Origin of the sequence: Bacteroides sp. 90-K9/2 (assembly GCF_047310725.1) — a bacterium.
Taxonomy (GTDB): Bacteria; Bacteroidota; Bacteroidia; order Bacteroidales; family Bacteroidaceae; genus Bacteroides; species Bacteroides vicugnae.
Genome location: NZ_JBCGVL010000006.1, coordinates 71,692 through 91,931 on the forward strand (window position 1 = coordinate 71,692; position 20,240 = coordinate 91,931).

Consider the following 20,240-nt stretch of genomic DNA (forward strand, 5'->3'; position numbering starts at 1 on the left):
AATAAAAGTTGTAGTGGTTTTTACTCTCACACCCTCACCCATTGGTTCAATCCCTTTATTCATCAGCATTACAGGTGTGAGAGTAAAGGTGAGGGTAGAAGTTACCCTCACACTACCCTCACGTTGCAAATGGCTTATCCATTAGGAAAGTTCCAGTTTCCAATAGTACGAATAAAAGTTTCATGTAATGATACTAATAGTTTCCCGGTGAGAGACTATAGTTTCCCCGTAGGGAAACCATTGTTCCCCCATAGGGGAAACTTTAGTTTCAAGCCTGCGAACAGATTGTTTCACACCTCTAAACAAATTGTTTCAAGCCTCTAAACAAATTCAAGCTACCACTGACCGGAAATTAGCCAACCAGTAATCACGGGAAAAACACAACTTACCCGACAACTGAAATCAGGATGAGCCCCACACAGCGTATGCGACTAGAAAGACGTATTCTTACTACTCTATGAGAACAAATCATTCAACGCTTCGCTCATGCTGGGATGAGTAAAGATGAAATCACGCAGGAAAGTATAATCCTGAGCTGTTTTCATTGCCATGGCAACTATATTAATGACCTCGCTGGCATCAGGCGCAAACAGCATACAACCTACTATTTTTCCCGTATTCTTATCAATGACAGCTTTCAGCAGACCGTCCGTCTCTCCCAATGTCTTTGCTCTCGGTATCGCCATAACAGGCAATTTCTTGATAATCACATCCAAATTCTGCTTACGAGCCTCATCCTCATTCAATCCGATACGTGCCAATGGAGGATCAATAAATACGGAATAAGCAACCGGATTACGGTCACTTGTTTTCCGCTCCTTATCTCCAAACAAATCTTCGCGGATAATCCGATAATCATCCAATGAAATATAAGTGAACTGCAAACCACCTTTCACATCACCCACGGCACGTATATTCGGATTAGTTGTCTTCAGATATTCATCCACAATGATCGCTCCACGTGCGTCCGTCTCCACTCCGGCAACTTTCAGATTCAGATCTTTCGTGTTCGGCCTGCGTCCTGTAGCCAACAATACGGCATCAGCTTCAAGTTCGAACACCTCATCAGTTTGTGAATCAGAGAAAACAACGACAGCCCTATTTTCAACATGCTTCACAGATTGTACCTTCGCGTTCATCCGAAAAACAATGCCTTTTTTCTCCAATGTTTCTTTTACACTTGCAGCAATATCCCGATCCTCACGGACAATCAGCTCCGGATAACTTTCGAGTACCGTCACTTGTGAACCGAACGAAGCATACATAGACGCAAACTCCAAACCAATATAACCGCCGCCAACAATAACCAGCCGACGGGGAAGATCGGTCAATTCCATGATTGAAGTACTGGTATAAACCAAAGAATTGTCCGCAACTCCTTCAATAGGCGGAATTATTGTTTCCGCTCCGGTGTTGATAATTATTTGCTTTGATGTCAACCATATTTCTTCAGTAGATGTACGGACAGAAACCACATCGGCAGATACAAAAGAACCTACACCTGTATAAACTGTTACATTAGGATGATCCGCCAGATTATGGTAATTCTTGCCTCTCAACGCACTTGTCACAGACTCCTTCACAGCAATAGCATTGCGATAAAACGCACTTCTTTCTTCAAATGTGGAGTCTTCCATACCGGAAGCAATTTTAGCCTGATGAACCAACGTCTTTGTCGGAATACAGCCGATATTGATACACGTTCCTCCATACATTTTATCAGAACGTTCAACAATGGCGACTTTCCGCCCACGTTTTGCAAACTCTGCCGCAAGGGTCTTTCCTCCCTTACCGAAACCGATAATAATAACATCAAATGCATTCATATCTATATAACTTTTAATGGGTTCAAGACTTGCTTATCAGGTTAACAACGAATGATATTGCAAAGTTCGTCGCTTTCGAAGTAATAAACAATAACCATTTCGCCGGATAAATTAGCAATTATTCCCATATAAGGTCAAAGTAATAAATAATCAAAAATCGCCGGAACAGATCAATGATCTGCCCGGCGATTTCTCATCTTAAACCAATCTCCACTTACTATATATCAATCAACGATTCGGGTGAATGTCCAACTTCACCGGTTTAATCATATTCTCCGGTTTTAAGATAGTATCCAAGTCTTCTTTGGAAAGAATGTTATGCTCCAAAACAAGTTCATAAACTCCCTTCCCGGTTTCCAATGCTTCTTTGGCTATTTTGGTAGAGTTCTTATATCCGATCACCGGATTCAGGGCTGTCACTACTCCGATACTGTTATGCACATCTCTCCTGCATTTTTCTTCATTAGCCGTAATGCCGTCGATGCATAACGTGCGCAAAGTGTCGAAACCATTCATCAACAGATCGGCAGACTCGAAACAGCATTGTGCCATTACCGGCTCCATTGCATTCAGTTCCATTTGAGCCGCTTCACCGCTCATGGCTACGCAGAGGTCGTTTCCTATTACTTTATAGGCTATCTGATTCATGACTTCGGGAATAACCGGATTCACTTTTCCCGGCATGATGGAAGAGCCCGGCTGCATTGCCGGCAGATTGATTTCCCCCAATCCGCAACGCGGACCGGAAGCCAGCAACCGCAAGTCATTACATATCTTATTCATTTTAACAGCAACACGCCTCATCGCTCCCGAATAGCCTACCATGCAGGAAGTGTCCGAAGTGGCTCCTACCAAATCGTCTGCAAGTTTGATATCCAATCCCGTAATCTTGCGCAAAGCGGCAATGCACTTCTCCGCATATTCCGGTTCGGCGGTAATTCCTGTTCCGATGGCCGTTGCTCCCATATTGACTGCCAGAAAATCCTGTGCGGCGAAATCGAGATTCTTCACTTCATGCGACAGAATACTTGCAAAGCCATTAAAGGTTTGCCCAAGCGTCATCGGTACGGCATCTTCCAGTTGGGTACGCCCCATTTTGATGATATGCGCAAACTCATTCGCTTTCTTCCGGAAAGACTCGATCAGAACCTCCAAATGCTTAACCAACTTCAAATGAGTATAATACAGTCCAATGTGGATGGCAGTAGGATAAGCATCGTTGGTCGATTGCGAACGGTTGACATGATCGTTGGGTGAACAGTATTGATACTCTCCCCGCTGATGTCCCATCAGTTCCAATGCCCGGTTGGCAATCACTTCATTGGCATTCATGTTAGTGGTCGTACCGGCTCCTCCCTGAATCATGTCTACGGGGAATTGCTCGTGATGCTTTCCTTCAAGTATTTCTTTACAGGCTCTCAAGATAGCATCCGCTTGTTCTTCTGTTAATAAGTCCAGTTCACGGTTGGCAACGGCGGCTCCCATCTTGGTAATAGCCAATGCCTGAATGAACAAAGGATATTCATTCAAATGAAACTTGCTGATGCGAAAGTTTTCGATACCACGGAGTGTCTGTACTCCATAGAGTGCACTTTCCGGCACTTCACGACTACCTATCAGGTCACTCTCTGTACGAGTTTTTTTTGATAAATTCTGTTCCATATCGGTTGTTTTATAGTAATAACGTTTTCGTTAGTTCTTATAATAACCAATGAACTTTGTTATTGTTTTAATAAATATGCAAAAACTATTCAAAGACTTTTTTGTTGTAAATACAAGAAAAAGAAAATACAAAGAGAGAAATCACTTATCTTTGTTTGGAACTTAAAACAGCAATCTATGATATTACAATTAGCATTTGTTCTGACAGCCATTATTATTGGCGCGCGCCTGGGAGGTATCGGACTTGGCGTAATGGGAGGCGTAGGGTTGGCTATACTTACGTTCGTTTTTGGTTTACAACCCACTGCGCCTCCTATCGACGTTATGTTAATGATTGCCGCTGTAATTTCGGCCGCTTCCTGTATGCAGGCAGCCGGAGGTCTGGACTATATGGTGAAACTGGCAGAACATTTGCTTCGTAAAAATCCTTCACACGTCACTCTGCTTAGTCCGCTGGTGACTTACCTCTTTACTTTTGTAGCCGGAACCGGGCACGTGGCCTATTCCGTACTGCCGGTGATCGCAGAGGTTGCCACCGAAACAAAGATACGCCCGGAACGTCCGTTGGGGATTGCCGTCATCGCTTCCCAGCAGGCCATTACGGCAAGTCCGATCTCTGCCGCTACCGTGGCACTTCTCGGACTTTTAGCCGGATTCGACATTACCCTGTTCGACATTCTCAAGATTACGATTCCCGCCACCATCGTCGGAGTTTTGGTAGGCGCCTTGTTTTCCATGAGAGTCGGCAAGGAACTGGTGGAAGATCCCGAATATCAGAAAAGATTGAAAGAAGGTTTATTCAACAATAAAAAGGTGGAGATTAAAGATGTCAAGAACAAACGTTCGGCAATGATTTCCGTCATCATCTTTATATTGGCAACTGCTTTTATCGTGCTTTTCGGTTCTTTTGAAGGAATGCGCCCCAGTTTCCTGATTGACGGGGAAATAGTCACCTTGGGAATGTCTTCCATCATCGAAATCGTGATGTTGTCGGCTGCCGCAATTATCCTGTTAGTAACGAAGACGGACGGGATTAAGGCAACGCAAGGTTCCGTATTCCCGGCAGGTATGCAGGCGGTGATTGCCATCTTCGGTATTGCTTGGATGGGAGATACTTTTCTTCAGGGAAATATGGGACAGCTGACGCTCTCTATCCAGGGGATCGTACAACAAATGCCGTGGCTGTTCGGTGTCGCCCTGTTTGTGATGTCTATTCTGCTGTATAGTCAGGCCGCCACCGTACGGGCACTCGTTCCTCTGGGTATCGCGTTGGGAATTTCTCCTTATATGCTGATCGCTTTATTCCCTGCCGTGAACGGATATTTCTTTATTCCGAATTATCCTACTGTGGTGGCTGCGATTAATTTCGACCGTACCGGGACAACAAAAATCGGCAAATATGTGTTGAACCATTCATTTATGATGCCCGGTCTGATATCGACCGTTGTGGCAATCGCACTAGGTTTGCTTTTTATACAAATATTCTAATAGATTCATATTATTAACCTAAACATCATTCAGTTATGAAACAATTCAAAAGCTTTGGACTGGTAGTAGTCACACTACTGTTTTCCGTAACTATGGCATTCGCCGCAAAACCGAATATTCATATTCTTGCTACGGGAGGAACCATCGCAGGTACGGGAAGCTCGGCTACCGGAACCAGTTATACGGCAGGACAGGTTGCCATCGGCGCGCTGCTCGATGCTGTGCCCGAAATTAAAGACATCGCCAACGTAACGGGAGAGCAGATCGTTAAAATCGGCTCGCAGGACATGAACGACCAGGTTTGGCTGACGCTTGCCAAGAAAATCAACGAACTACTGAAACGCCCGGACATTGACGGCATCGTGATTACTCACGGAACAGACACCATGGAAGAAACTGCTTACTTCCTGAATCTGACTGTCAAGAGCAACAAACCGGTGGTATTAGTAGGCGCCATGCGTCCGTCTACCGCTCTAAGCGCCGACGGCCCGTTGAACCTTTACAATGCCGTTGTTACCGCAGCCGCAAAAGAATCGAAAGACAAAGGGGTATTGGTTGCCATGAACGGCCTTATCCTCGGAGCGCAAAGTACGGTTAAAATGAACACTGTCGATGTGCAAACTTTCCAAGCCCCCAACTCCGGCGCACTGGGTTATGTACTGAACGGAAAAGTGTTCTATAATCAAGTAACGCTAAAGAAACATACTACCCAGTCCGTTTTTGATGTCACGCATCTGAACGCGCTTCCCAAAGTAGGTATCGTGTACAGCTATTCCAACATTGAAGCCGATATGGTGACTCCGATGCTTAGCAACGGTTACAAAGGAATTATCCACGCAGGAGTAGGAAACGGAAATATTCACCAGAACATCTTCCCGGTATTGACGGATGCCCGCCAAAAAGGTATTCTTGTCGTTCGTTCTTCCCGTGTCCCGACCGGACCTACCACACTGGATGCAGAGGTGGACGACGCCAAATATCAGTTTGTGGCTTCGCAGGAACTGAACCCGCAGAAATCTCGTGTTTTGTTAATGCTTGCACTAACAAAAACTACAGACTGGAAACAGATTCAGCAATATTTCAACGAATACTAAAAACCGGACTTACTTATGAAAAAATGGATATTCATGCTGCTTCTGGCGGGCAGCATACAGGGAGTATATGCTCAAAAAACAGAGAAAAAGGAGAAATTCAATCCGAACACTCCCCTGTTTGAAGAGCTGACAGACGTGAAAAAGAAAACAGATAAATTCAATCTTTATCTGAATATGCAAGGGAGCTTTGACGCTCATTTCCAGAATGGTTTTCAAGAGGGTGACTTTAATATGCACCAACTCCGTATCGAAGCGAAAGGAAATATCAACAACTGGTTGTCTTACCGCTATCGTCAGCGCCTCAACCGCTCGAACGATGCAAACGGCATGATTGATAATCTCCCGACTTCTATCGACTATGCCGGAATCGGTATCAAGCTGAATGACCAGTTTAGTCTTTTTGCAGGAAAGCAATGTGCCGCATACGGTGGTATCGAGTTCGACCTGAATCCGATCGACATCTATCAATACAGCGATATGATTGATTACATGAGCAACTTCATGACCGGATTGAATGTGGGTTATAACATTACTCCCGAACAGCAGCTTAACCTGCAGATATTGAACAGCCGTAACAGTTCTTTCGACAGCACTTACGGGATTACAGAGGATGCCGAAGGCAATCTCCCCGATCTGAAATCGGGCAAAATGCCACTAGTCTACACATTGAACTGGAACGGTAATTTCAATAATGTATTTAAAACCCGTTGGTCGGCTTCTGTCATGAACGAGGCCAAAAGTCACAATATGTATTATTATGCTTTAGGCAACGAGTTGAATCTTGGAAAATGGAATGCTTTTGTCGATTTCATGTATTCAAAAGAGGATATTGACCGCAAAGGAATCATTACCAGTATCGTAGGTCGTCCGGGCGGGCATAATGCTTTTGATGCGAACTATCTTTCGGTTGTTGCCAAATGTAATTACCGCTTTCTTCCGAAATGGAATGTTTTTGTGAAGGGTATGTACGAAACGGCTTCTGTAGGCAAGGCATCCGAAGGTATAGAAAAGGGCAATTACCGTACTTCCTGGGGATATCTGGGCGGTATCGAATATTACCCGATGGAAACCAATCTGCACTTCTTTGTTACCTACGTGGGACGTTCGTATGATTTTACTTCCCGCGCCAAAGTGCTGGGACAGGAGAATTACAGTACTAACCGTATTTCTGTGGGATTTATCTGGCAGATGCCTGTATTCTAGTTCTAAAGCCAGAAACCGTAGCTGACAATATAAGAATACCCGATAGCCTTCTTGCAAAGGTTATCGGGTATTCTTATATACTTTTGAATGCCGCAGACAGACTTGAAGCGAACACATACTTCTTACCATCTTTGGACAATCAGGAATGGCCTTTGTCAAGAACAGACCGTCAGTATGGTTGAATGAGCGAATTTTCAAGAAGCGCATTGATTAGCCACTCATCAAGCAGCCTTGCCAATTCATTATTATTCAAATCCTGCATCAAAAAATGCGTATTGCCATAGATTCCGATTTTAGGCAGTTCCACCAATGTAGCATTCCCTCCATGCCGATTGATGGTTTCGACGAACTTGCGAGCCATTTGAAGGCGCACACGCCAATTTTCGTCTCCCAGATTTTTGGAAGGCGTTTCCGGTATATAATCTCCGAAATAAAGAATAATAGGGATTTCCGTGAGCCGTTTGAATTGTACCATCGGAACGGCTGTACCAGCTACACCTCCAGTCAAACCGTCAATACGATCAGGCACTTCGCCTTCAGGAAACACAAACCCGCCCGGCTCATAGGATACGACACCCTTAACCTCTGAATTTTGCATGGCAGACATCCAACCGGGGAAACCACCTGCCGAATGGGTGACAAGTACATGATTGCCTATACGCTCGGATAATGCGCCGAGTGCGGGAATATCCAACTGATGATTACTTAAATCGGGAGTCATTTCACGGAAGAATTGCGAGAGCGATACGGAGTCTTTGGGAAATTGGACACCCTCGTTGTAGTTCGGCCAAATACCGATACGCCATATATCGAACCAAAACATCTCGTCGGCTACGGGCTTTACCGTAGTTGTTGCAGACGTGCGTCCAGCGCGTCCCCTACCCGGAAGATCTACCACATAGCTACTCCAGCCATGACGCAACATAAGCGTGGCAAATCCGTCCCTGCCGTCGGGTGTCATCTGCCAGCACACACCTGATCCTCCGTAACCATGCACATATACGAGAGGAAGTTTCTTGCTATCGACCGGTATTTGAAAATCCACGAAGGCATGGTCGGCACGATAACTTTGACCGGTTTCTTCTTGCGCTGCCCAGCCGATAAATTTACTGTTATCGTATGCTCCCGGTCGCTGGACAGTTTGTCCGCCTACCGAAAAATGTCCTTGTTTGGCAATCGTTATATTCTGCGCTGCTGCTATTGCTGTAACAGACAGCAACAATACTGATAAAATCACTTTTTTCATTGTTTTTTTGTTAATTGGTTCAACACTCCGCGAAGCGGTTCCGAATAGGTTTTACCGAGATTCATCTCCACGATGTTCAACAATGCCGAGAGCTGTTCGGCAGTGATACCGAGATGCAGGCAGATAGACATGTGTCCGACAGCCATCGGTTCTACGCCACCCACACCGGCAAGAATAGACACCGTAGCGAGTTCACGCTCCCGATAGGTCAGCAGGTCGCGCTCGAAAAGGTCGGCGAAAAGATGTTCTTTAAGGAATCGTTCAATGGTCGGAGCGAATACTGCATATCCCGCTTTCGGTGCATCAATCGGCACACCCGATATTTCGGCAAGCACATCGCATCCACGTTCGTAACGACTGTTGTTATCCTTGATTATGGACGCTTCCCGGCCAACGGGATCGCTCATTCCGTTCGCTTTCCGTTCATCCACTACCTGCATAAAAGTCTGGATTGCCCGTAAACTGCGGGGAAATCCGCAATAGGCGTAGGAATGAATCAGCACCTCATTGATTTCATTGATGGTCATACCAGCTTCCAACGCCTCAACAAGTGCAGGTTTCAGATGATCCAAATCTCCTTTTCCCGTATAGGATGCTATCGCAACGATAGCCTGCTCGCGGACTGTCAGTACCTTATTAGCTTCTACATAGCGGTTTTCCGATTCAGTTGTCACTTTACTATATTGTTCATCGCTCACCGAATTGAGCCATACCGCCGCATTAGCCTGCGGATTGGTGGTAATGGCTACATGAGCAAACCAGCTGTCCGGTGCGGCCCCATGCCAATGCACTACGTCGGGAGCAATTTCTACAATGTCGCCCGGATATAATCGACGAGCCGGTTGTCCTTTCTCCTGATAGTAACCAATGCCTGCTGTAGCAATCAATAACTGACCCGCTTTATGCGAATGCCAACTATTACGGCATCCCGGCTCGAAAGTTACATTTGCCATCGGAACATTCAACTCTTTCAGTTCGCTCAATGGAGCAAGCCATACTTCGCCCGTAAAATTCGGGGTCGGAGAGAGCTTCTCGCCAAACGGATAAGGTTGGCGGAAAGTTTCAACGGTCTGCGCATAAGCCGTAGCTGATGAAACACACAACATGGCCATAAAAAATAAATTACTGATTTTCATGTCTATTTCTTATTCAATTATTCACCTAAAGTTCTTGTAAAGGCAAGTGTAGAAAGTTGCCATTTGCCGTTTTCCATTACATAGACTTCCGTAACGATAAAAGGGAAGCGTACAGCATTGCCTCCGACTACCGAGTTCAAATGAATCCGGCTGTAGACCGTTGCCGTTCCTGCCGCAAACTTCACCTGCACATCATGTATTTCGGCTTTCTTGTACCAAATGCCGCCTGTACGGATGGTATTCAGTTCCTCCTGCTTGCCCCAATAACCACCCATATGAACGAACTGCGAGTTCTCATGAAACAACTCTGCCAACTTCTCCACGCTCTTCTCTGCCATCCAATTCCACTTTTTGTTGGATAAATCGACAATCGTCTGCTCTTCGGGAGTAAATACTTTCTGACTCTCCTGTGCTTTCGTTCCAACAGGCAAGGTCAGGAACATCAATACTGTCATGACTAGTGATTTCATATCGCTCTGATTTTTTTAATTGTTACATATGCAAAGATAGAGAAGATGCAGAAAAGCGACGATACAAAAAAATCGGCAAAAACTGCGAATTTTACCGATTATGCAAGAATTGAAAAATAACTATTCTCTGTAATCCGATGGTTTGACACCTAAATTTTGTTGCACATAGCGGCTGAAATAAGCTGGTGACGAAAAATCGAACATATCGGAAATCTGAACGAACGTCAAGGACTTATTGCGGAGCAAGCGGGTAATGTCGAGTATCGTATAACGGTTGATCCAGTAGTTAGCGGCATATCCGCTTACTTTCTTCGATACTTCGGAGAGATACTTGGATGTTACACACAGACAATCGGCATAATAGGTTACTTCCCGATGTTCCCGATACGTACCCTCTTCCAACATTTTCAGAAAGCGGCTCATGATGGAGGCATTCTGCGTGGAGATATCGCTTTCACCGTAAATACGTGCATGAAAATCGAAAAAGTCGAGAATGGCCGTCTGCATGGTATTGAGCAGCATCTCGCGGTAGAAATGGTGTTCCGTGTCTTTGACCCGAAGTTCCAACAGATCGAAATCACGGCGGCATACAATCTGTTGGTCAGGCGTCAAGTGCATGACCGGATTGAGAAAAAGGGCCAACGAGCCTTTCATGCCATAGTTGGTCTGCGGCGTACACAACTCAATAAAACCGGGCTTCGCATAGATTATCTTACACTGGAAGTCGTCCGACGGTTGTATCTTCTCTATCATTTTACGCTTGCGGATGATAGACAAGTCCCCGGCATGCAGCTCAAAATCCCGCTCATTGAAACGATAATGGCATGTTCCGCTCAAACAAAGCAAGTGAGCCAAATACTCCACCTCGGAATCAGTTTTTACGACGCCGAGCCTGTCAGCAACGATTACATCTTTCTGATAATCCATATCCTATCCGTTTAATCTCTATATATGCAAAAATAGGAATTAATACGAAATAAACTTGCAGCTGTTATCGATACAACTGCAAGTTTCACCGCTTTTAACAATGTTTTTTTCATTATGCAGTCACAGATTAAAGGTTCTTCCCGAAAAATTCAGTCAGCTTGCTTGTTGCTTGTTCTACATATTCCGGTACATAGTAAGTTTTGATGTGTGTTGCACCGGGGATAAAGAACAGTTCCTTGTTCTGCGTTCCAATCGCTTTGCTGTAACATTGTTCGGTCATATAAAATGTATCGGCAATGCTGCCTGCAATCATCAGCAACGGTTGATTGATGAGATACATTCCCTCGCTCGCATCGAAAGCCATCAGTTCTACAAGACTGCTCTTGGTATATTTGAATGTCGAATTGGGATGCGCATGGCTCTGGAGGTAATACTCATATCCGTCACGATAAAGATCGAACGGAAGTTTTGCCGCCTGCTCCGGCGTCATCCCGCTCATGTCGCCAACATATTCCGGTTCTCCGCCCTCGGCTTCACTCTGACGGGCTGCACAGGCATCGGCAAGACGCTCCTGCACTTCGTTGATTTGCGAATCGAGGAAACCGTTGCGACGCACAAGTCCCGTGTTGAACATGCTCAATGTGGCCACCGCCTTGAAGCGTTTGTCGGTCTGTGCTGCCTTCAGCGTATAACCGCCTCCGCCACAGATGCCGAGAATGCCGATGCGATTTGCATCCACACCCGGATACTGCGCCAGAATATCGGTGGCACGGCGAATGTCCTCTATACGATAGGCAGGTTTGTCCGTGTTGCGCGGTTCCCCCTCGCTGCCCCCTTGATAAGCTGCATCAAAGGCAAGACAGATATAACCAGCCTCAGCCATACGCTGACTATATAGCCCGGCGACTTGCTCCTTCACTCCTCCATTCGGGTGGGCAACAACAAGAGCCGGATAGCTTTTCGTGACATCATATCCCGACGGGATATAAACATTGGCGGCGATCTTAAGTCCGTTCAAGTCGTAAGCAATGGGATGAATGTTTACTGCTCCCGCTTTGTTTTCCGCAATAGCGTCGGCATAGACCAATCCAAACGGATTGTCATTGTGGCTTTTGATTGTTTTAGCATCCACATAAACGAATGGCATTTTCTCTTTCATTTCCATATTCTCCTGTGCATTTAATGTATTGCATACAGCCATTGTCGCACACAATACAGTTGTAATTGTCTTTTTCATTGTTTCTCTATATTTTATTGCAAAGATACGGTGAAGACAAGACACTGTTCTTATGTTATTTACGGTAAGAAATACCATTTTTACGGGAAATGTATTTTTCCCAGAAATGAATGGCATCTTTATGCCAACCGCCGACGCATGGTTAAAGGACCGACGATAACGGCATAGACTTTCAAGAGACCACTACATTCCACTTCATAGGGAGCAGCCCAACACCCGTCTATCAGTCGTCCATCGATGGAACTCATGATATGGCATATTATTTTCGGTTTCATAAGCTATTTTTTATAGGTGATCCTCCAAACACTTCGCTCATCTCCATTGCATCAAGAGCCGTATCAATAGCCTTCACCTCCTCATCAGCCAAGCGAATATCCGCCGCACCTATGTTCTCTTTCAGCCTGCACAGATGACGTGTGCCGGGAATAGGGATGATGGGCGGACGCTTGTTCATCATCCACGCCAGTGAGATTTGCGAGGCGGTAGCCCTATGTCCGTCCGCCAACTGTTCAAGCAAGGAGAACAGTGCACGGTTCTTTTCGAAACTCTCCGGACGATATTGCGGCATCGACGCACGATAGTCGGTAGCAGGTTCGAAAGATGTGTCGGCTGTATAACAGTTAGTCAGCAAGCCGTTGGCAAGCGGCGAATGTGCCACGAAACCGATGCCGAGTTCTTCGACAACGGGCAGTAGCGGCTCGTGCCAGCGTGCCATCATTGAAAAACGGTTTTGTATAGCCGCTACCGGACAGACACGGTGAGCACGACGCAAGTATTCTTCCGTTGTTTCCGAGATACCCCAATGTAAGATTTTACCCTCACGGATAAGATCTGCCATAACCTCCGCTACCACTTCGGGCTCAATGTTCGGATCAATACGATGCTGATAGTAAAGGTCGATGCGGTCGGTACGCAGGCGACGGAGCGATTCTTCCACCGAATGACGGATGCTTTGGGGACGTGCATCGGGTATCAGGGCGTGAGGTCCTGGCGCTTCAGGTGCGTCAAAAGTCAAGCCGAATTTCGTGGCGATAACGATATGGTCACGGTAGGGACGCAGGGCTTCCCCCAACAGTTCCTCGTTATCATGCGGACGATCGGCAGTACCATAGATTTCTGCGGTGTCGAAGAAAGTATAGCCCATATCCACGGCATCACCGAGAAGTTCCGTCATTTCCCGTTTATCGGCAGGTGCACCGTAGGCATGGCTCATGCCCATGCAGCCCAAACCCACTGCGGAGACTCGCAGTCCGCTTAATCCTAATATTCTGTATTCCATTGTGTGTATAGTTTATGATTCATAATCTGTCAATCCGGTAGTTGTACCTTTAAATACCATATGGGGTTACTTTTTCCCTCATTTCCAACCGTTGTGCGTAGAGATGACATTCAACCTGGAGTACGGCGGACTTTATACGGGCACTGTCCATACGATAATTTTCTTTTTCATATTTCTTAAAAGCTTCATTTGTTCTTAGACCTTGCAAAATTAGAGGGAACTTTTCAGCAAGGCTTTACAAGAAATTCGGTTGAAACTACACTTATTTCGGTTTTTCATTTTTCAGCATCAAATGTATTGATGCCTCGATTGCATTTCCCGAAAAATGGGTAATTCGACCCGTAATTTTTGTTCGCTCCGAATAGAAGAACACCCGTATTTTTGCAAATGGGAAAAGACATCAAGCCATAAATTATACCAAATGTACGGAGGTGGCATAAGAGGAGAAAAACAAGAATGCCCACCACACCTGCGGTGATTTGGTCTGTTTTTTTCATTGTATTCAGCAAGCAGAGCATCAATTCGTTCCACACATGCTAACAAAATCACACTATATAAGGCCATAAAACATCAATGCGACAAACAAATTTTCATTGTTTGTCGCATTGATATTTAATGTTTTATTAAACTTATCGCAGGCCTAATACTCTTCCTCGTTGAAGAAATTCATCTATATTGATTATCAGCATACTATATAATAATCGATGAATTTTGCACAAACAAACCACACCGTCTGAGACGGTCTGAGGCGATAAGAGGAATGGACGGACAAACAAATGTTTGGATACCTTATAACTCTACTGCATTTATTGTTTAGGTTGTCCCTGATACAATTTTATCTGTACGGAATCTACTCTGTCTGCGCTGAAGAATGATGAATTGTTAAAAGTCTTAGATTGAATCTCTACAGGTTTGTAGTTGTTGTTAAACAAATGAATCTCTCTATATATTGAATCTTGCTTATTGGATATATTATTCAATGGAGTATACAAGTCATCTTTTTTTTCAATCGAAACTTTACTTATCAGGAAAATTGTTATTCCGATAATCGCTAAAACAATAATACATTCCCAAAAATGTTTTTCTGTTCTTTCCCAAATGGAACGACAAAAAGCGCATTTATAGCCTTTTCCTTTATAATAGTAGTAGCTCTGTTTTATTCGCCTGTATTGAACCTTCCAAATAGGATAATTATTAGACTGATTTATATGGTGTACATAGTCATTGAGAAATTCGTCTATCTCATATTTCATCTGCAATAATCTAGACTTATGCTCTGTCGAGGGAATATAACGAGATGCAGAGTATTGATTATTAAAATCTTCCCAATTTGTTATTTCTCCATAATATTGATCAAGAATATCCATAAACTCTGCAATTTGAAGGTCTAATGATTTTCGTACACCTTGGTCTGTCCCTTTAACATCAATAGCCAAATGGTCATACCAACTCACTACTTTCCGGAATGACCCCTTTCCAAAAGCTACTTTATGAAAAAAATCACCTACGCGGCCTTTAATTCCTTTTACTTGCTCGATATAATAGTCTTTAAGAACCCTTGTCCTCGTATCCCTTATTGAACAAATATGAGTAACAAAGAAGCCAAATATTATAGATACGGCAATCCCAACAAAAGTAAGAATATCTGCAATTGTCATAATATCGGTATTACATCTAATTTCCCATCACCATTAATATGATAAATGTTTCCACTTATCCCCGAAGAATGTACTACAGTATCATTCTTTTTTCTTCTTTCTTCCCATTGAGGATAGGTTTCTTCTTTTACTTGAGCCACTCTTCTTTTGTACATATGTGTATCAAAATCGAGGTGTTTTTCTACGATTTCCAAAGTAAAATCAAATACCAGCTCGCCTATAGCTTCATCAAGAAAAGAAGACGGGTAACCTGATACTCCATCTAATTCTAATACTAGCTGTTTATTCTCCTTATAAGCCTGTGTAAATGCTTCATTTAATGTCTGTAGATAAAATGCCTCACCAGAATTTGACTCCCCTTTTTTATCTTGTCTAATGTATCGTGGACCCGGATTCTCTGTGAAATCCAAAACCTTAATTCTAATCTGTTCCATTATAGTGAATTTATCCATTTATTATAATTATTTAATGAGACTGTCCATGAGAAAAGAACTCCATTAAAGCCCCGACCTAAAGAAGTTGACTGTTTTGTTTCAAAATCTAATAACACTTTATTTGTTAAGACCTGTAAGTCTGATACAAAGCCCTCTTCAAATGATTCGTATATTATTGGCAATCCTTTATGTCTATTTATTTCGCCTGTTATTGATTGATATAGCTTTTTGAAAACATCTCTTAATACATCTGCTTCACTCTTAAGAAACATATCCTTAATTTTTTGAGACGTTTTCTTCCGTAAAGTTGCGAGAATCCCAAGGCCTGTATCTGTTAAAATGAAGTGTAGTTTATCTCCTTCTATAGAAATGGAAACTAACCAATTTTTTTCTCTCATGTGTTCATTCGCATGCTCAACAGAATTTGCACTAATCTCACACATATTATCGTAGACCGGAGGATATATAGTTGGCGTACCTACAAGATGGGTCATTGACTCGCGAACGGATTTTCCTATTCTATTACTATCTACACAATTCTTCCCAACCATATAAATTTGGTTTCCCTTTTGACGGTCTTCTGGCTTCTTTATATTGGTCTTGACAATATCCAAGAAACCAGAGTCTATAATATATTGACGGCATTGAATATCACTTGGATATGTTCCCCAATATCTTATATTTCTACATGACAACTTATTAAGCATAGACAACATTAAAGAAATGGCATACATGTCAATAGCAACAACATTATCTAAATTAACTTTCAGAAAATTAACTTTGTGTCTTTTGCAAATACTTTCAGTCTCTTGTAGAAACTTAATTAATTCATCAATATTACTAATATTAAATCTTGATGGAGCAATAGCTTCATATGTTTTCAAGCCTTGAGGACCTTGACGCGTTTTTTGTATATTTCCGGTCATTCTTCTTAGCTGCCGATATACTCTTTTTTTATGAAGCGTTTTCTTAATTCTTTTTTGACGTCGTATTTTCCGCATATCAGACTCCTGTTTGAGACGAATGTGGATTATCTGATGTCTTTTCATATTGATATTCATATGTTGATGCAAATGTACGCAAAATAAATCGATTTATCGAATATAATTCCCTATATTTGCACTATTCAATTGAGAAATAATATGAAACTAAATAGGATTAAAGCCGCCTTATCTGAGAAAGGTATTTCTCAAACGTGGTTAGCCAAACAACTTGGCAAGAGTTTCAGTATGGTGAATGCCTATGCTTGCAATAGAATTCAGCCAAATTTGGATACCTTGCAGCAGATAGCGGAGATACTACAAGTGGATTTAAAAGATTTGATAACCGACAAAAAGGATAGGTGACATGAAGCAGTTCTCGGAAGCGACACGGGTGCAGATGCCTGCAATGGTTCACCTCACCCGAATAGGATATACTTACTTCGGCAAGTTGAGTGAAGATAAGAATGGCACGGTCTATGACGGTGATACGAATATTCTTTTGCAGGTTTTTGAACGGCAGTTTAAGAATCTGAATCCCGGACATGAGGGAGAGTTTCTTCAAGTTTTTAAAGATATTCGTAAGGAACTGAACGATGATGACCTCGGTCGAGGTTTTTACAACCGTCTCAAAGCTGTTTCGCCTGTAAAGCTGATAGACTTTGATAACATTTGGAATAATACGTTCCATTTCACAGCCGAATTTTCCTGTAAGAACGGACAGGACGAATTTCGACCTGACATTACTTTGTTCGTAAACGGCTTGCCTCTTTGCTTTGTGGAAGTGAAGAAGCCCAACAATCATGGTGGTATGTTGGCAGAGAGCGCACGAATGAATAAAGAACGCTTCCCAAATAAAAAGTTTCGTCGCTTCATCAACATTACGCAGTTGATGATATTCAGCAACAATATGGAATATGATGCGTTGGGCGGTATCGTACCTATACAAGGGGCTTTCTATTGTACAGGGGCACGTTCATACGCACCATTCAATTGCTTCCGTGAAGAAAATTTAAGCGGTCAGAAAATCGCACCATTTCATCGTGACTATCCGTATAAGGAGATTGACAAGACGGTGGAAAAACAGATATTGTCTGATTACAACTGCCAAGTAATCCATACAAGTCCTGAATACCAGACCAATCTTGATTTCAACACGCCCACAAACAGAATCTTGACATCCATGTGTTCGCCTGAACGGTTGTTGTACATTATCAAATATGGTCTAGCATACGTCAGAATGGAACGCGAGGTGGACGGGAAGATAGAATCTACTGATCAAAAGCACATCATGCGTTATCAGCAACTGTTTGCCTCACTGGCTATTCGCCAAAAACTAGCAGAGGGGGTGAAATCTGGCGTAGTCTGGCATACACAAGGTAGTGGTAAAACTGCCTTGTCATATTATCTGACCTATATTCTTAACGATTTCTATTCCAAACAGAATAAGGTTGCCAAATTCTATTTTATAGTAGACCGCCTTGACCTTTTGGAACAAGCCACACAAGAGTTCGAAGCTCGTGGGTTGGTAGTATCTACCGCCAATACAAGAGCTGAACTGATGGAGCAGTTCCGCAGTAATCAGGCACAACAAGGTGTAAGCGGACAGGCAGAAATCACGGTTGTGAACATTCAACGCTTTGCCGAGGATAAAGAAAAAGTACGCATCAGTGATTATGCAACCAATCTTCAACGCATCTTCATTCTTGACGAGGCACACCGAGGATATAAACCCGGTGGTTGCTTTCTTGCCAATCTCTTTGATGCCGACACCGATGCGGTCAAAATCGCACTTACAGGTACACCGCTGTTAAAGGAAGAACGCGCCAGTTGCAAGGTGTTCGGTAACTATCTGCATACCTATTACTACGATAAATCTATTGCGGATGGCTACACGCTGAAAATCATACGTGAGGATATAGAAACCTCCTACAAAGAACGTTTGTCTGATGTGTACGACAAACTGGAAACCCTTGTGCAAAAGAAAGACATTCGTAAGTCGGAAATCATAGAGCATCCAAGTTATGTAAACGAGTTAGCCCGTTACATTATGACGGACTTAAAAGAGTTTCGCAAGATACAAGGAGATGATACTTTAGGTGGTATGGTCATTTGTGAAACCAGCGAACAGGCAAGACGACTTTATGATGTATTCCAAGAGGAGTGGCAGAAGTATCAGCCAAAGCCCATCAAGATAAAACTTGCCGATGGTTCGTATGTGGTGGGTGAGCCGGAAGTGGATTACAAATCAAAATACAGACCGCTGAAAGCCGGAATCATTCTTCACGATACGGATGACAAGGAAACTCGCAAGCAGATAGTCAAAGACTTCAAAAAAAATATGACAGTGGATATTCTCATTGTCTTCAATATGCTTTTGACTGGTTTTGATGCGCCACGTTTGAAACGCCTGTATTTCGGGCGCAAATTGAAAGACCACAATCTGCTTCAAGCCATAACACGTGTAAACCGCCCTTATCCCGGTATGCGTTACGGTTTTGTCATTGATTTTGCTGACATTAAGCGCAACTTCAAGGAAACCAATGAAGCATATTTGCAAGAATTAAATCGCTTTAATGACGTGGATGAGACTGGCGAATCCGCTGCCACCGATACCTTTACCCAAGTCATTGAGGACAAGGAAGAGATATTGAATCAGATGAAGAAAGTTCGGCAAACGCTTTTCAATTACACATACGATAATGCGGAAGAATTTTCTTCTGAAATCTCCACCGAAGAGGATAAAGCTGTATTGATCGACCTCAAACAGGCATTGGAATCAGCCAAGAACATGGCGAACATCGTGCGTACATTCGGTGATGATGAAATGAAAGAGCAATTTGCCAAACTCGAAATCACCAAGTTGCCGCAACTACTCTCTGAGGTGCAAAGACGGATAAGTATCATCAATCAGAAAGAGGCTTTCAATACAAATGAGGAAACGAAAACTCTAATCAATGAGGCAATGATGGATATAGAGTTCACTTTCTCCAAAATAGGACAAGAAGAAATGCGCCTTATATCCGGTGGTGTGGAATTGAAAGAGAAATGGCAACGCACCATTTCTTCATTTACCCAAAACTTCGACCAAGACGATCCGGAGTTTATCTCGTTGCGTGAAGCCTTTATGGAACGCTTCAAGGAACACGGTTTTGTGATTGACACGATAGCCAAGTTCAACGAAGAAACACAGGCTTTGGATGAAATCATTGGTCGCCTGCAAGAACTGCAAAAGCGCAACAATGTCTTGCTAAAAAAGTACAAGGGCGATGAAAAATTTGCCCGTGTACACAAGCGCATCCGTGAAGTGAACAAGCAAAGGGAAGATAAAGGACAGAAGCCTATGTTCTCTTTCCTTGACGAAGAGATTGCTGCCATCCTCAATATTATAAAAGAGGATGTAGATGCCAAAGTGTATGACCGTAACGACATTCTGAAAAAGGATGCTTATTTCGGGCGCACGGTGATGGCTCTCATCAATGGATGTCTGTTTCATTTTCCGCAAATCAAGCCTGAAATGGACGATTACAAGTTCATCCAAACACGCATTTCACAACAGTATATCAACCAATATAACGCCACTTACGGCATTACATAAGG

General features: G+C 43.3%; 17 protein-coding genes. 5 read left to right on the plus strand and 12 right to left on the minus strand.

Annotation, left to right across the window (positions count from 1 at the left end; translation table 11 throughout):
- Window positions 1-455: 455 nt before the first annotated feature.
- Both AAHJ11_RS14845 and aspA read right to left on the minus strand, forming a co-directional pair.
- A complete protein-coding gene (locus AAHJ11_RS14845; RefSeq protein ID WP_320980388.1) occupies window positions 456-1,826 on the minus strand; it encodes an FAD-dependent oxidoreductase in 1,371 nt (456 codons plus the stop codon).
- Between the two features lie 228 nt (window positions 1,827-2,054).
- Complete coding sequence (gene aspA, locus AAHJ11_RS14850; protein WP_148365535.1) at window positions 2,055-3,488, minus strand: aspartate ammonia-lyase; 1,434 nt, start codon at window positions 3,486-3,488, stop codon at window positions 2,055-2,057.
- Between the two features lie 177 nt (window positions 3,489-3,665).
- Between aspA and AAHJ11_RS14855 the strand changes: the two genes are divergently transcribed.
- The 3 genes from AAHJ11_RS14855 to AAHJ11_RS14865 are packed head-to-tail and all read left to right on the plus strand — an operon-like array spanning window position 3,666 to window position 7,273.
- Complete coding sequence (locus AAHJ11_RS14855) at window positions 3,666-4,976, plus strand: anaerobic C4-dicarboxylate transporter family protein (RefSeq protein ID WP_148365536.1); 1,311 nt, start codon at window positions 3,666-3,668, stop codon at window positions 4,974-4,976.
- 35 nt (window positions 4,977-5,011) lie between these two features.
- Window positions 5,012-6,070 carry an L-asparaginase 2 gene (ansB, locus tag AAHJ11_RS14860; protein WP_122137468.1) on the plus strand — a complete coding sequence of 353 codons (1,059 nt, stop codon included), beginning with the start codon at window positions 5,012-5,014 and terminating at the stop codon, window positions 6,068-6,070.
- Window positions 6,071-6,085: 15 nt separating this feature from the next.
- Window positions 6,086-7,273 carry a porin gene (locus AAHJ11_RS14865; protein WP_148365538.1) on the plus strand — a complete coding sequence of 396 codons (1,188 nt, stop codon included), beginning with the start codon at window positions 6,086-6,088 and terminating at the stop codon, window positions 7,271-7,273.
- A 169-nt stretch (window positions 7,274-7,442) separates the two neighbouring features.
- On the opposite strand, the gene AAHJ11_RS14870 is transcribed toward AAHJ11_RS14865, so the two are convergent.
- The 10 genes from AAHJ11_RS14870 to AAHJ11_RS14915 all read right to left on the minus strand — a co-directional run bounded on the left by AAHJ11_RS14870 (window position 7,443) and on the right by AAHJ11_RS14915 (window position 16,709).
- A complete protein-coding gene (locus AAHJ11_RS14870) occupies window positions 7,443-8,519 on the minus strand; it encodes an alpha/beta hydrolase (protein ID WP_148365539.1) in 1,077 nt (358 codons plus the stop codon).
- A complete protein-coding gene (locus tag AAHJ11_RS14875; protein ID WP_413579806.1) occupies window positions 8,516-9,625 on the minus strand; it encodes a cupin domain-containing carboxymuconolactone decarboxylase family protein in 1,110 nt (369 codons plus the stop codon). The genes AAHJ11_RS14870 and AAHJ11_RS14875 overlap by 4 nt, the downstream gene beginning before the upstream one ends.
- A gap of 47 nt (window positions 9,626-9,672) precedes the next feature.
- Window positions 9,673-10,125, minus strand: coding sequence for a nuclear transport factor 2 family protein (locus tag AAHJ11_RS14880; protein ID WP_148365540.1), 453 nt, complete (start codon window positions 10,123-10,125; stop codon window positions 9,673-9,675).
- Window positions 10,126-10,245: 120 nt separating this feature from the next.
- Window positions 10,246-11,052: an AraC family transcriptional regulator gene (locus AAHJ11_RS14885; protein ID WP_217722735.1), complete on the minus strand. Its 807-nt coding sequence runs from the start codon at window positions 11,050-11,052 to the stop codon at window positions 10,246-10,248.
- A gap of 127 nt (window positions 11,053-11,179) precedes the next feature.
- Entirely contained in the window at window positions 11,180-12,289 is a 1,110-nt protein-coding gene (locus tag AAHJ11_RS14890; protein ID WP_217721021.1) for an alpha/beta hydrolase, read from the minus strand.
- A 119-nt stretch (window positions 12,290-12,408) separates the two neighbouring features.
- Window positions 12,409-12,564: a hypothetical protein gene (locus AAHJ11_RS14895; RefSeq protein WP_167511797.1), complete on the minus strand. Its 156-nt coding sequence runs from the start codon at window positions 12,562-12,564 to the stop codon at window positions 12,409-12,411.
- Window positions 12,561-13,568, minus strand: a complete 1,008-nt coding sequence (locus AAHJ11_RS14900; RefSeq protein WP_148365543.1) for an aldo/keto reductase — start codon at window positions 13,566-13,568, stop codon at window positions 12,561-12,563. The genes AAHJ11_RS14895 and AAHJ11_RS14900 overlap by 4 nt, the downstream gene beginning before the upstream one ends.
- An 806-nt stretch (window positions 13,569-14,374) precedes the next feature.
- Complete coding sequence (locus AAHJ11_RS14905) at window positions 14,375-15,226, minus strand: hypothetical protein (protein ID WP_413579728.1); 852 nt, start codon at window positions 15,224-15,226, stop codon at window positions 14,375-14,377.
- The gene (locus AAHJ11_RS14910; protein ID WP_413579729.1) at window positions 15,223-15,660 is read right to left on the minus strand and encodes an STAS-like domain-containing protein; all 438 of its coding nucleotides are present in this window, start codon (window positions 15,658-15,660) and stop codon (window positions 15,223-15,225) included. Before AAHJ11_RS14910 ends, AAHJ11_RS14905 begins: the two co-directional genes overlap by 4 nt.
- A complete protein-coding gene (locus AAHJ11_RS14915) occupies window positions 15,660-16,709 on the minus strand; it encodes a hypothetical protein (RefSeq protein WP_413579731.1) in 1,050 nt (349 codons plus the stop codon). Before AAHJ11_RS14915 ends, AAHJ11_RS14910 begins: the two co-directional genes overlap by 1 nt.
- A gap of 93 nt (window positions 16,710-16,802) precedes the next feature.
- Here AAHJ11_RS14915 and AAHJ11_RS14920 point away from each other — a divergent pair, with 93 nt between their 5' ends.
- Both AAHJ11_RS14920 and AAHJ11_RS14925 read left to right on the plus strand, forming a co-directional pair.
- A complete protein-coding gene (locus AAHJ11_RS14920; RefSeq protein ID WP_005682081.1) occupies window positions 16,803-17,006 on the plus strand; it encodes a helix-turn-helix domain-containing protein in 204 nt (67 codons plus the stop codon).
- Window position 17,007: 1 nt separating this feature from the next.
- On the plus strand, window positions 17,008-20,238 hold the full coding sequence (locus AAHJ11_RS14925; RefSeq protein ID WP_413579733.1) for a type I restriction endonuclease subunit R: 3,231 nt from the start codon (window positions 17,008-17,010) through the stop codon (window positions 20,236-20,238).
- The last annotated feature ends 2 nt before the right edge of the window (window positions 20,239-20,240 follow it).